Annotated in this window: 10 protein-coding genes; 9 read left to right on the top strand and 1 reads right to left on the bottom strand. The window is 63.5% G+C overall.

All coding sequences use genetic code 11. From position 1 onward, the window contains the following. The first annotated feature begins 394 nt into the window (after positions 1-394). A complete protein-coding gene (locus ACY69P_RS07935; RefSeq protein ID WP_404843850.1) occupies positions 395-565 on the top strand; it encodes a hypothetical protein in 171 nt (56 codons plus the stop codon). Positions 566-632: 67 nt separating this feature from the next. After that, on the top strand, positions 633-2,207 hold the full coding sequence (locus ACY69P_RS07930; RefSeq protein ID WP_462327094.1) for a ubiquinone/menaquinone biosynthesis methyltransferase: 1,575 nt from the start codon (positions 633-635) through the stop codon (positions 2,205-2,207). A 13-nt stretch (positions 2,208-2,220) separates the two neighbouring features. Here ACY69P_RS07930 and ACY69P_RS07925 read toward each other — a convergent pair whose 3' ends face one another. Next, complete coding sequence (locus tag ACY69P_RS07925; RefSeq protein WP_404843852.1) at positions 2,221-2,421, bottom strand: DUF2065 domain-containing protein; 201 nt, start codon at positions 2,419-2,421, stop codon at positions 2,221-2,223. Between the two features lie 77 nt (positions 2,422-2,498). On the opposite strand from ACY69P_RS07925, the gene ACY69P_RS07920 reads away from it, so the two are divergent. The 7 genes from ACY69P_RS07920 (at position 2,499) to ACY69P_RS07890 (ending at position 12,449) form a co-directional block, all read left to right on the top strand. Beyond that, the gene (locus ACY69P_RS07920; protein ID WP_462327093.1) at positions 2,499-3,812 is read left to right on the top strand and encodes a nucleotide sugar dehydrogenase; all 1,314 of its coding nucleotides are present in this window, start codon (positions 2,499-2,501) and stop codon (positions 3,810-3,812) included. 72 nt (positions 3,813-3,884) lie between these two features. Continuing rightward, entirely contained in the window at positions 3,885-4,058 is a 174-nt protein-coding gene (locus ACY69P_RS07915; RefSeq protein WP_459900417.1) for a hypothetical protein, read from the top strand. Then, positions 4,055-4,753 (top strand): futalosine hydrolase, encoded by a 699-nt coding sequence (gene mqnB, locus ACY69P_RS07910; RefSeq protein WP_462327092.1) that lies wholly within the window; start codon positions 4,055-4,057, stop codon positions 4,751-4,753. The genes ACY69P_RS07915 and mqnB overlap by 4 nt, the downstream gene beginning before the upstream one ends. Before the next feature lie 192 nt (positions 4,754-4,945). Then, positions 4,946-5,749, top strand: a complete 804-nt coding sequence (locus ACY69P_RS07905; protein ID WP_462327091.1) for a 1,4-dihydroxy-6-naphthoate synthase — start codon at positions 4,946-4,948, stop codon at positions 5,747-5,749. Between the two features lie 69 nt (positions 5,750-5,818). Next, a complete protein-coding gene (locus tag ACY69P_RS07900) occupies positions 5,819-6,790 on the top strand; it encodes a polyprenyl synthetase family protein (RefSeq protein ID WP_462327090.1) in 972 nt (323 codons plus the stop codon). A gap of 18 nt (positions 6,791-6,808) precedes the next feature. Continuing rightward, the gene (locus ACY69P_RS07895; RefSeq protein WP_462327089.1) at positions 6,809-9,298 is read left to right on the top strand and encodes a diguanylate cyclase; all 2,490 of its coding nucleotides are present in this window, start codon (positions 6,809-6,811) and stop codon (positions 9,296-9,298) included. Positions 9,299-9,437: 139 nt separating this feature from the next. Further along, positions 9,438-12,449, top strand: a complete 3,012-nt coding sequence (locus ACY69P_RS07890; RefSeq protein WP_462327088.1) for an AIR synthase-related protein — start codon at positions 9,438-9,440, stop codon at positions 12,447-12,449. Positions 12,450-12,573 lie beyond the last annotated feature (124 nt).

Below are 12,573 nucleotides of genomic sequence, written 5' to 3'. Positions count from 1 at the left end.
GGTCTGTGCGCACATGGGATTTTTAAGGGCCCACGGCCCTTAAACCTGCGGAGCAAAAAAACTCTCCCATGGCTTCATCCACCCTGCACCCGGCACCACTTCCCCCACCGCTGCACGCTACGCCGCAGAGCGCCTGCCAACGCAAGCGCCATGCTCGAAAGCCTGCGCAAAACGCAGCATGCGGCGGGGCGCACGTGGCGGCGCTGTAGAGTAAACCTCGACTCCTGTGATGCAAGATGCTAAAAGCCCACAAAAAAAGGGATGGCCTACCGGGTTATTCTTTTTACCCGCCCGGTCTCATTTGACACGGTGGTCAGGTGACGTTTCCCCCCGGGCGGGTTTTTCCAATGACAACCTCTATCGCATCGCAAGCGCCATCCACAGGGAGGCTCCAGTGGAAAAGCTACAGAAGCAGGCTTTGCAGGTCACGAAAGAGATCGTGGTGAAGTTTATTGAAACGGGCCGCATTTCACCGACCAATTTCCCGGACTATTTTTCCAAGATATACAACGAGGTTCTGGCCACCATCTCCGCTGAGGACGACAACGCGCAGATTCAGCGCTAAACGCAGGCACGGTTCGACACACATGCAGAATCCCGACCATTCACGTCATGCTGGCAATGTTGCTGGCATGTTCGGACGCATTGCTGGCTGGTACGACTTTCTCAATCATTTCCTGAGCCTTGGTCAGGACATTTATTGGCGGCAACGGCTAGTCCGTACGCTGCGTCCTGGCTCGACGGGCCGCACGCTGGACCTTGCTGCCGGAACGCTGGATGTCTCCCTTGAGATCAAGCGCCAGCACCCTGAGATGGACGTCCTGTCCATGGACTTCTCCAAGCCCATGCTGATGAAGGGCAAGACGAAGCTGAAGCCGGGCACGCACTCCGGCATCCAGCCTGTGCTTGCTGACGGTCGGTTTCTGCCTTTGCCGGATGCCTGCGTGGACAACGTGACCATTGCCTTTGGCATCCGCAATATGAAGCCCCGCGAGGACGCCTACGCGGAGATGCTCCGCGTGCTGGCCCCGGGTGGCCGCATGTGCATCTTGGAGTTCGGCTCCGGACGCACACCCATCTGGAAGGGGCTGTACAATTTTTACCTGAACACGGTGCTGCCGGGCATCGGGCGCGTCTTCTCAGGCGACAGAGACGCCTATTCGTACCTTGCGGATACGATTACGGGCTTCCCGACGCCGGAAGAGCTGTCGCGTGATATCATGGCTTCGGGCTTTGAGCGGGTCTACCATGTCCCGCTGCTGTCCGGCATTGTGAATATCCATGTGGCGCAGAAGAGCGCGGCGGCCATCACCGCTCCCCCCAAGGCGTCCAAAGCGCCCGAGGAGCCGGGCTCCGGCCTGCTGGACCGCAACCCGGACGCCGTCGCCTTCGCCCTTGATGCGTACAGCACGGCTACCGCGCCAAAGCCGAAAAAGGCGGCCACGAAAAAGGCCGCTCCGGCGAAGAAAGCCGCAACCAAGACGGCGGCCAAAAAGAGCGCGGCGGAAACCAGCACCACGGCCAAGGCGGCAAAACCTGCGGCCAAGAAAAAGACCACGAGCGGCAAAACCGCTGCAACGGCGAGCAAGGCCGCTGAGACGCCGAAGAAGACCGCCGCGGCCAAGACGGCCACCGCAAAGAAAACCGCAACCAAGAAGGCTGCGGACACGGCTGAAAAGACGACAAAGAAGCCTGCGGAGAAACCCGCGAAGAAGGCGAGCAGTTCGTCCAAGACGGCGCCCAAACCCGCTGCCAAGACGGCAAAAGCGGCGCAGAAGGACGCGGAAGCGGCCCCCAAAAAGGCAGAAAAGAAGGCCGCAGCTGAAAAGCCTCAGGCCAAGGCAGAAGACGCCAAGACGCCTGCCGCAAAAAAGGCAAAAAAGCCTGCGACTGCGGCTAAAAAGAAGACGGCTGAAACGGCGAAGGCGGCTGATGCCGCTTCCGAAACGCCCAAGAAGGCGGAGCAGGCCAAATCGCCTGCGCAGACGGCCCCCCAAAAGGACACTGCCGCCACACAGCCCGCGCCGGAAAAAGACGTTGCGAAAGCCCCGGCAAAAGCCGTAGAAGCGAAGACCGAGGCCACGGGACAGGCGGAGGAACAGGCGGCGCCCAAGAAGGCCACCAAAAAATCCGCAACTGCAACGGCCCGCAAAAAGAAAAAGGCGGCCAGTAAAAAGACCGCCGCCAAGAAGAAAAAGAAGAAATAAGTCCGCGCGGCGCCTAAGACCGCGCGAACATCACAAGCAAAAGACCGAGGATGACGGCCGTCAATCCGAACTTCCGCAGTTCGGAGGGCGGCCGCTCCGCGAGTTGTCGCAATATGCGCGGCATCTGGTTCGCGGCAAGAGTATACAGCGCTCCCTCAAGAACACACGCAAGGCCTAGGGCGGCTACGAACAGTCTCCAATCAAAGTTCATCATGCTTTTGTCCTACATCCGGCCCAAGGCGCTGTCCACCCTCCGCACCCCGATGCCGGTGCATTGAAGGAGTTGACATCATGGTATCGTTTGAAGACCTGCGTAGCGGAAAGACGCCCCTTGCCGTTGTTGGGCTGGGCTATGTCGGCCTGCCCCTTGCCGTTGCGCTGGCCAAACACTTTTCCGTCATCGGATTTGATATTTCCGCCAAGCGCGTTGACGAGCTGAAGGGCGGCTTTGACCGCACGGGCGAGGTTGAGGACGGCAAGCTCCCTACCGTCTCCATCGACTATACCTGCGACCCGGCGGACCTGAAAAAGGCCGGCCTCATCATCGTGGCCGTGCCCACCCCCATCGACGCCAACCGCCGCCCGGACCTGACTCCCGTAACGGGGGCTTCCACCACCGTTGGAGCCAACCTCGCCCCCGGCACCGTCATTGTCTACGAGTCCACGGTGTACCCCGGCCTCACGGAAGAAATCTGCGTCCCCATCATTGAGGAGCAGTCCGGCCTCACCTGCGGCGCGGACTTCTTTGTTGGCTACTCGCCGGAGCGCATCAACCCCGGTGACAAGGTGCACACGCTGGAAACCATCGTCAAAGTGGTGGCCGGACAGGACGACGCCACGGCGGACCTGCTCTGCCGCGTGTACGAAACCGTTGTCACCGCTGGCGTGCACCGCGCGTCCTGCATCAAGGTGGCCGAGGCCGCCAAGGTCATCGAAAACACCCAGCGCGACCTGAACATCGCCCTGATGAACGAGCTGGCCCTTATTTTCGACCGCATGGGCATCGACACCGTCGAGGTGCTGGAGGCCGCAGGCACGAAGTGGAACTTCCTGCCCTTCCGCCCCGGCCTTGTGGGCGGGCACTGCATTGGCGTGGACCCCTACTACCTGACCTTCAAGGCCGAGGAGATGGGCTTCCACCCGCAGGTTATCCTTGCCGGACGCGAAATTAACGACTCCATGGGCAAATGGCTGGCCGAAACGCTCATCAAAAAGCTCATCGCCCGCTGCTGCCTTATCAAGGACGCCCGCATCGGCATCCTTGGCCTGACCTTCAAGGAAAACGTGCCGGACCTGCGCAACACCAAGGTTGTTGACGTGGTGACGGAGCTTCGCGAATACGGCGCCAACGTGCTCATCCACGACAGCATGGCCGACCCCGAGGAAGCCCGCCACGAATACGGGCTGGACCTTGTGGGCCTTGAGGAATTCACGGAGCTGGACGGCCTGATTCTGGCCGTGCCGCACGAGGAATACATGGCGTTCTCGGCCGAGACCATCGCCGGATTCTTCCGCGACCCGAAACAGGGCGTGGTGATGGACATCAAGAGCCTTTTCGACCGCAGCAGCCTCGAAGCCCTCGGGCTGGAACTGTGGCGGCTGTAGGAGCTTTGCACGATGCAGGACGGCGTACGGCGCATTAACTGCTGGCAGGACTGCTGAGCCGGATTCCGGGAGATGAGTTTGCATCTCCAGTCCCTGCCGCCGGGTGGCACCATGGAGGCCGACGCCAACGAGGCGGGCCTGCCAAAGGTGGACATCGTCCTGCGGCACAGGGGCGCCAGCATTGTCTCCACAGCGCGCATTGGCGACGGCCTGTACAGACTGACCATCCGGAAGGACGAATCATGATTGCGCTGGTCTTTGCCACCGCCAAGGAATGCGCCGCCGCCCTGCCCGCGCTGCAGGACCTCCCCAAGCCGGGAGGCAGCGCGGCGGCCACACTGCATGGGCGCGCGTGCCGCGTGCTGATTACGGGCGTTGGCCCTGTCAGCGCGGGCATTGCCACAGGCCGCATGCTGGGGGCGCACCCGGAGACTTGCGGCGTGGTCAACGCCGGACTGGGCGGCAGCCTCGACCTTGCCGCCCTGCCCCTTGGCGCAACATGCGCCGCAAGCGCTGAAATCTTCCCGGAGTACGGCCTGTTCACCCCAAGCGGGCTGTCGCCGCAGGGCCTTGGCTTTGCGCAGTGGGAAGGCGGCGACGTGTATGACCGCCTCCCCCTGTCCCCGCACGACGCCGCAGCGGCCATGGGCCTTACGCTGCCGCAGGCGTGGCCTCTTGCGCCCATTGTGAGCGTTGCAGGCGTCAGTGGCACGCCGGAACGGGCCGCAACCATACAAGCGCGCTACCCGGACGCGAAGGTGGAGAACATGGAAGGCTTTGCCTGCGCCCTTGCCTGCGCGCAGGCAGGCGTGCCGTTCCTTGAACTGCGCACGGTGTCCAACGCCGTTGGCTCCCGCGCCGCGGCAGACTGGGACATCCCCGGAGCCTTCGCGGCCCTTGCCGCCGCCTGTGAAACCCTGCTTGGCCCCGCGGCAGAATAACGCGCCCAAGCACACAGTTTTCCACAGCCTAAACGGCGAAAAGAGCGACCGCCCGCGCATTTTCGCCGCACTGCACGGCGCGCGCCTATGCCGCGCCACGCGCCGCACACACCCCAAAGCGGGAACAGTACAACCACGCTCCGGCCCTGCCGGACGCACGCCGGACACAGACCCGGCAATTGGACCATGACCATGACTGATGCTTTGACCGTTGCCATATCGCCGTGTCCTAACGACACGTTTATTTTTGCCGCATGGATTCTGGGCCGCATCCCAGAGCGCCTTGAGCGGCCCGTCCGTTTTGTGTGGGCGGACGTTGAGGAACTCAACCACGCCGCCGCCGAGGAGCGCTACGACGTCGTCAAGATGTCCGCCGCCGCATCCCTTGGCCTCACCCGCACCTACACCGTGCTGGACAGCGGCGCGGCCTTTGGCAAAGGCGCCGGGCCCAAGCTGGTGGCGCGCCCCGACGCGCCTAAGACCCCGAAGACCGTTGCCGTCCCCGGCCTTGGCACCACGGCCTACACCGTGCTGCGCGCCGCCCTGCCAAACGGCTTCACCCCCGTCCCTATGCTGTTCTCGGACATTGTGGACGCCGTGCGACAGGGCAAGGTGGACGCGGGGCTGGTCATCCACGAAACCGCCCTCGTCTACGAGCGCTACGGCCTCCAGCTGCGCATGGACCTTGGCGCATGGTGGAAGGAGCAGGGCGAAGAGGCCCCCATTCCCCTTGGCGTCATTGCCGCGCGCACCGCACTGCCCGAAGCCGAGCGCGGCGCCATCACCGAAAGCATCCGCAGCAGCATCCTCCACGCCCGCGCCCACCGCGAGGATATCTGGCCGCTGGTGCGCACCTTGGCGCAGGAAATGGACGACGAAACGCTGGAGCGGCACATTGCGGCCTATGTGGACGACCTGAGCGTTGATATGTCCGACGCCGGACGCTGCGCGCTCAAGAGGCTTTCGCAGCTTGCATCCGGAGCATCTATCGGATAGGGACCACCCTGTTCAGCCCATTACTCTTGTCTTGCCCTGCAACAGGGGAACATGGATAATACACCACCTATGCACAAGCTTATTTTATCGTATCTTGAAAACGAGCTCCCGCGCATCAATGCGTTCTTGGAGCGTGAAACGGACAAGCTCGACGGCAGTGTCCGGCCGCCCATCCAGCACGTTCTGGCCGCTGGGGGCAAGCGCATCCGGCCGCTGTTGACGCTGCTGGCCTCCCGCGCCCTTGGCGCGCAGGGCGATACGCCCTATCCGCTGGCCTGCTCGCTGGAGATGCTCCACTCCGCCACCCTGCTGCACGATGACATCCTTGACGAAGCCGCCCTGCGGCGTGGCCGCAAAAGCGCCCACATCGTCTACGGCCCCAACGTGACCATCCTCGCAGGCGATGTGCTGCTGGCCCTTGCCAACCGCCTTGTGGCGGACTACGGCGAGCCGCGCCTCACCGCCATCCTGTCCGAGGCCATCCTGCGCACCGCCACCGGCGAGGTGAAGGAAATCGCCAACGTCCGCAATACGGACCTCACCAACGACGATTACCTCGACATCATCACCGGCAAGACGGCCTACCTCTTTCAGGCCGCGTGCGAGGCCGGAGCCATCGTCGCCGGAGCCACACCAGAGCAGGAACAAGCCGCCCACAACTACGGGCTGTACCTTGGCATCGCCTTCCAGCTTGTGGACGACGCCCTCGACTACGTGTCCCCCTCGGACGTCTCGGGCAAGCCCTCGGGCGGCGACCTGAAGGAAGGCAAGCTCACCCTGCCGCTCATCGGCTACTTTGACTCCCTGCCGGACGCCGAGCGCCAGCAGGTGCTGACCAAGTTCCGGGACAATGCCCTGACAGAGGACGAAACAGCGCACATCCTCGGCGAGATAACGCGCCTTGGCCTGCCGCAGAAAACGCGCGAAGCCGCGGAGCGCTACGCCAACATGGCCCACGACGCCCTCTCGGCCTTCCCGGAGACACCGGAGCGAGAGGTTCTCCACTCGGTTCTGGACTACGTTCTGTCACGGGAAAAGTAGGAGCACAGGCACCCGACCATGCAGCACGCCTTGAAGACCGTTCTCACCTCCGCCAGACAGAGTCTGGAACAGACCTTCCCGCCCGCAATGTCCAAGCTGCTGCAGGAACTGGTCAAACCCGAGCCGAGCTTCGAAGCCATCGCCCGCATCATCAGCCTTGATCCGGCGATGACTGTGGCCGTGCTGAATCTGGTCAACTCCCCCTTTTATGGCCTGTCGCAGGGCGTCACCAATCTGGAACGCGCCGCCGTGGTCCTCGGCACGCGCGAGATTCTCAAGATTGCCCTGTCCGTCTCCTATCTGGAATCGCGCCAGTCCGCCGCTGTGGACACAGACGACGCCTTCTGCAACTGGCGCATGGTGGTGTGGTCCGCCGTGGCCGCCGGGCTCATGGCCGAGCGCGCGGTGCCGGACACGGCCGACAAGCTCTACCTGTGCACCCTGCTCAAGGATATCTCCCTCATCGCGCTTTCTGGCGACGAAAACGGCTCCCTGCCGCCTCCGCCCAAGGTCCCCCTCACCTGCCTGCGCCCCGGCCAGCTGGAGGCCGAGCGCGAAATATGGTCCGTTGACCACGCCGAACTTTCCGCGCAGCTTCTGCGCCTCTGGGACATCCCGGACATCGGGTGCGACAGCATCCGCCACCACCATGACTTGGACGACATCGAACGCCACCCCGTTCCGACCCGTATCGTCATCCTCGCCACCCGCTGGGCCGAACTCGCCAACGACTGCCACGGCATGAACGCCCCGGAGGAACTCGTCCATCACGAGGCCTTCATCCGGCAGATTCTCGGCCTCACCCGCGAGGAGATGGAAGAACTGCGCGCCATGTGCCTGACGCGCTTCCGCTCCATGCTCTCCACCATCCATCTTTCCGAAGTGCCAAAGGCCGACAGGCTCTACGAGCACTCCCTGCAGGACATGCAGACCTTCCATCTGCAAGCCATGGAAATCGCCTCCGCCGACGGCGGCACCCACACCGTGGCCCGCACCCTGGCCCGCCATCTGCGCTGGAACTTCGCCCTCAGCGACTGGGACCTGTGCCTGAGCGAACCGGGGCAGCACCGCTGGAGCCTCTATCAGTGCCACCCTGAGGACGGCGTCACCGCCTCCGGCGCGGCCGAACAGCTTGCCGACCTGCCATGGCGGGGCGCAGCAGGCGACGCCCATCAGCTCATTGCCGTTGGCGACAAATGGGGCGAAATCCGCTTCCCCCACACCGGTGCCTCGGACGACATCATGGCCAAGGCGCAGCTGTATCTGCGCTTCGTCAGCCGCTCCCTTGAGCGCTACAACAAGCGCCAAGCGGTCCTTGTCAGCAAGGCGCGCACGCTGGATAATCTGCCCGTGGGCGTTGCCCGCCTCGACGCCGAAAGCCGCGTGTGGGAGATGAATCAAAAGCTCTACGAGCTTCTCGGCTACCCGCAGAATCCCCAAGGGCGCCTCATCATCGACTGCCTGCACGAAATTGGCTCCACCGGCCTTGGCCGCGACTGGACGGACTTTCTCTCCACGCCCTCGCGCGAGGCATTCAGCAAGGTCTTTTGCCTGCAGCCCTCCGGGGACACGCCGCCCCGCTGCGTCTATCTCTCCGCCCACAAGCAGGACAAGCAGGATATTCTGTTCATGATTGAGGACGTCACCGAGGTCTCCTCCGTTGAAATGCAGGCCCTGCGGCAGGGGGCATTTCTGGAGCAGGTCATTTCGTCCATGCGCGACGTTGTGCTCACCACGGATGCGCGCGGCGTCATCACCTTTGCCTCGCCGGAGCATGAACGCCACCTTGTGGGTAAAAATCTGTTCACCGTGGCCACCCCCGTGGACGAAAACGACGGCGCATGGGATGCCTCGCGCCTGCACCCAAAGACCACCAGTGTGGAGGTTGCCCTTGATGTTGGGCGCGAAAAGCCCCTCCCCCTTGAGATGGTCATCTCGCTCCTTGTGGGCACCGCGGGCGAGCAGGCAACCTACCTCGTTGTGGGCCGCGACCTTACGGACATCCGGCGGCTTGAGGAAAAGCTCCGCAGGCAGGCCGTGCGCGACGGGCTGACGGGGCTGTTCAACCACTACCAGTTCCACAGCCTGCTGGAGCGCGAAGCGCAGCGCTTTGGCCGCACAGGCCGACCGCTGGGGCTGCTCTTTTTCGACCTAGACGGCTTTAAAGCCATCAACGACACCCACGGCCATCAGGCCGGAGACGACGTCCTCAAGGGCGTCGCCCAAATTTTGCGCCACACCGTCCGCCGCGGGACGGACTATCCCTGCCGCTACGGCGGGGACGAGTTCGCCGTCATTGTCACGGAAACCAGCGAGGAAGGCATGCGCACGCTGGCCCAGCGCATTCACGAGGCGGTCAACACCCGCTTCAAGGGCGCAGTAGGTCTCAGCATGGGCGCGGCGCTCCTCGGCGAGGACGAACGCCCGGCGGACCTGCTGCGGCGCGCGGACCAAGGCACCTATGCCGCCAAGGCCGTCGGCGGCAACCGCATCCACTGGATGGAATGATTTTTCGCGACTTCGACGCCGCCCCATGCGGGGCGCACTGACAGACCGGGCCACAACCGTGGACCCGGCTTCATCTTTTCAAGGGAACCGCAGGACCGGACTCCCGGTCCGAGCAGCACGCAAACAGGGAGACACGTCAATGCTCAGGCGAGTTGAGTTGGGACTTCAGAAGCATGTCACGGACACTGTGGGCAAAAAGGTTGCCCACGGCATCACCCACGCGCTGGGGCTGCCCGTGACGGATTGCCGTATTATCAAGGTCTTCACCATTCAGGGCGTGGACGATTGCGACGTCCGTTCCATCGTTGATGCCGCCGCCCTGCACGACCCCGTCCTCCACGTCGCCTCAACCACGCCGCTGGCCGATGGGTTCGACTGGATTATCGAAGTGGGCTTTAGGCCCGGCGTCACCGACAACGAAGGCCGCACCGCCCATCAGAGCCTTGCCCTCATTCTGGAGCGCTCTCCGGAAGAGGCCGAAAGCATCGCGGTGTACACCTCCACCCAGTATCTCCTGTCCGGCGACCTGTCCGAAGACGACATCGCCCGCATCGGCAAGGACTTCCTCGCCAACGAGCTGATCCAACGCTTTGAGTACAAATCCGCCGCCGACTGGGCCAAGGCCCCGGGCTTCGAGCCCAAGGCCGCACAGGTCACCGGCGAAGTGCTCGACGACGTCGCCGAGGTTGACCTGCAGTCCATGACCGACGACGAGCTCGTCGCCTTCTCCCGCGAGAACACCCTCGCCCTCTCCCTTGAGGAGATGCAGACCATCCGCGACCACTACACCGACCCGGACGTGGCCGCCGCGCGCAAGGCCGCAGGCCTCAGCGCCCACCCCACGGATGCGGAGCTGGAAGCCCTCGCCCAAACGTGGTCCGAGCACTGCAAGCACAAAATCTTCAGCGCCAAGATCGACTACGAAAACCGCGAAAAGGGCACCCGCACCACCATCGACAGCATTTTCAAGACCTTCATCATGGACTCCACCGCCCGCATCCGCGAGGAACGCGGCGAGGACGACTTCTGCCTGTCCGTCTTCAAGGACAACGCCGGCGTCATCACCTTTGATGAAGACCACAGCATCTGCATCAAGGTCGAAACGCACAACTCCCCCTCCGCCCTCGACCCCTACGGCGGCGCGCTCACCGGCATTGTCGGCGTGAACCGCGACCCCATGGGCACCGGCATGGGCGCAGACCTCATCTGCAACACCGATGTGTTCTGCTTTGCCTCGCCCTTCTACGACAAGGTTCTGCCGCCCCGTCTGCTGCACCCCCGCCGCGTGCTCGAAGGCGTGCGTGAAGGCGTGGAGCACGGCGGCAACAAGTCCGGCATCCCCACCGTGAACGGCTCCGTGGTCTTCCACGAGCAGTACCTCGGCAAGCCCCTTGTCTTCTGTGGCACCATCGGCCTCTTACCCGCTGAAGTCAGCGGCAAGCCCAGCCACGAAAAGACCGCCATCCCCGGCGACGCCATCGTCATGTGCGGCGGCCGCATCGGCAAGGACGGCATCCACGGCGCCACCTTCTCCTCCGAGGAACTCCACGAAGGCTCCCCCGCCACCGCCGTGCAGATTGGCGACCCCATCACCCAGCGCAAGATGTACGACTTCCTCATGCGCGCCCGTGACGCCGGTCTCTACAACGCCATCACCGACAACGGCGCAGGCGGTCTGTCCTCCTCCGTTGGCGAAATGGCCGAGTTCTGCGGCGGCTGCAAAATGGACCTCTCCAAGGCTCCCCTCAAGTACGACGGCCTGCGCCCGTGGGAGATTCTGCTCTCCGAAGCGCAGGAGCGCATGACCCTCGCCGTGCCGCAGGACAAGCTGGACGCCTTCCTCACCCTGTCGCGCGAAATGAACGTGGAATCCAGTGTTCTTGGCGAATTCACGGACTCCGGCTACTTCCACGTCACCTACAAGGACCGCCCCGTCGCCTATCTGCCCATGCAGTTCCTGCACGACGGCGTACCGCAGATGCAGCTCAAGGCCATCTGGGAACGCCCCGCAGACGAGGATCCGTACATCCCCTTCTTCGTGGCCGATCACGCCGATCTGCTCAAGAAGATGCTCGGCCGCCTCAATATCTGCTCCAAGGAATACATCGTCCGCCAGTACGATCACGAAGTGCAGGGCGGCAGCGTGGTCAAGCCCCTTACCGGCGCGCAGAACGACGGCCCCTCCGATGCTGGCGTCATGCGTCCCGTGCTCGGCAGCACCAAAGGCATTGTCGTTTCCCACGGCATCTGCCCCAAGTTCTCCAAGCTGGACACCTACTGGATGATGGCCTCCGCCATCGACGAAGCCATCCGTAACGCCGTCGCCATCGGCGCCAACCCGCGCCACATGGCCGGGACGGACAACTTCTGCTGGTGCGACCCCGTCCAGTCCGAAAAGACCCCCGACGGGCACTACAAGCTCGCCCAGCTCGTGCGCGCCAATCAGGCGCTGGCCCACTATTGCCAGTCCTTCAGCGTGCCCTGCATATCCGGCAAAGACTCCATGAAGAACGACTACACCGGCGGCGGACAGAAAATCTCCATCCCGCCCACGGTGCTCTTCTCCGTGCTCGGCCTCGTGGATGACGTCAACAAGTGCGTCACCTCCGACTTCAAGAAGCCCGGCGACCTCGTCTACATCCTCGGCCTCACGCGCCCCGAACTCGGCGGCAGCGAGATTTCCGACATGATGAAGGCCCCCTTCACCGAAGTGCCGCAGGTGGACGCCGTCACCGCACGTGAACGCTACTACGCCCTGCACAGCGCCATCACTGACGGCCTCGTCACCGCCGCGCACGACCTCTCCGACGGCGGCCTCGGCGTCGCCGCAGCAGAGATGGCCATCGGCGGACGCATCGGCGCACGCATCAACCTCGACAGCGTGCCCGTCTGCCCAGACAGCATGGAAGCCACCGATATCCTCTACAGCGAAACCAACTCCCGCCTGCTCGTCTCCGTCGCACCCGAAAACCGCGACGCCTTCGAAGCCGCCTTCGCAGGACAGCACTGCGCCTGCATCGGCGAAGTCACCGGCGGCGAGACCTTCGTCATCGAATCCGGCGGCAAGCACCTCGTCGAAGAACACGTTCAGGCCCTCACCGACGCCTGGCAAAACACCCTCGGCGGTAACGGCAAAGCCAAAGCCAACTAACACCGCCATGCCGCGCCAAGCGTGACAGCATAAACGCCAACGGCCCCGCTTTGCATGCAAAGCGGGGCCGTTTTTTTTGGGAAAGAGAAGAGGCCTCCGGCGGGTTAAGGGTATGATACCCTTA

The organism is Desulfobaculum sp. (genome assembly GCF_054921475.1).
Note: the sequence above shows the minus strand (reverse complement) of the source record. Positions and strands in the feature narration are given on the sequence as shown.

Coding starts and splice junctions, on each gene's coding strand:
- ACY69P_RS07895 (WP_462327089.1), top strand. CDS start 6,809: ATGCAGCACGCCTTGAAGACCGTTCTCACCTCCGCCAGACAGAGTCTG.
- ACY69P_RS07915 (WP_459900417.1), top strand. CDS start 3,885: ATGAGTTTGCATCTCCAGTCCCTGCCGCCGGGTGGCACCATGGAGGCC.
- ACY69P_RS07925 (WP_404843852.1), bottom strand. CDS start 2,421: ATGATGAACTTTGATTGGAGACTGTTCGTAGCCGCCCTAGGCCTTGCG.
- ACY69P_RS07920 (WP_462327093.1), top strand. CDS start 2,499: ATGGTATCGTTTGAAGACCTGCGTAGCGGAAAGACGCCCCTTGCCGTT.
- ACY69P_RS07930 (WP_462327094.1), top strand. CDS start 633: ATGTTCGGACGCATTGCTGGCTGGTACGACTTTCTCAATCATTTCCTG.
- ACY69P_RS07900 (WP_462327090.1), top strand. CDS start 5,819: ATGCACAAGCTTATTTTATCGTATCTTGAAAACGAGCTCCCGCGCATC.
- ACY69P_RS07905 (WP_462327091.1), top strand. CDS start 4,946: ATGACTGATGCTTTGACCGTTGCCATATCGCCGTGTCCTAACGACACG.
- mqnB (WP_462327092.1), top strand. CDS start 4,055: ATGATTGCGCTGGTCTTTGCCACCGCCAAGGAATGCGCCGCCGCCCTG.
- ACY69P_RS07890 (WP_462327088.1), top strand. CDS start 9,438: ATGCTCAGGCGAGTTGAGTTGGGACTTCAGAAGCATGTCACGGACACT.